This is a genomic window from Marinobacterium sedimentorum, assembly GCF_024267675.1.
In the GTDB taxonomy this organism is placed as follows: domain Bacteria; phylum Pseudomonadota; class Gammaproteobacteria; order Pseudomonadales; family Balneatricaceae; genus Marinobacterium_A; species Marinobacterium_A sedimentorum.
Genome location: NZ_JALDYX010000213.1, coordinates 1 through 212 on the forward strand (window position 1 = coordinate 1; position 212 = coordinate 212).

The 212-nt window shown below is 45.3% G+C and carries 1 protein-coding gene; it reads right to left on the reverse strand.

Going from position 1 to position 212, the window contains the following annotated elements; all coding sequences use genetic code 11:
• The coding region (locus MRS74_RS23865) for a hypothetical protein (protein WP_254582765.1) at positions 1-212 on the reverse strand (212 nt) is incomplete at both ends.

Consider the following 212-nt stretch of genomic DNA (forward strand, 5'->3'; position numbering starts at 1 on the left):
GTTTGTGCGTTTGCTAGTTCCGTTTCTGGGAAATCGCTTTGAGTATTCTTTTTGACCTGTGATGGCTCGATTTCGCTCGTTTGCTGATCAAGTGCAAATTGTTCATTTTCATGAAAAGCCTGAGATTGCATAGGAGACTGAGTAAGTTCCGCATTATCCGAAGGAATCTCGGCCCGGTTGTTAGTCTGTTCGATTGGGCTTGCTTTCGCAGC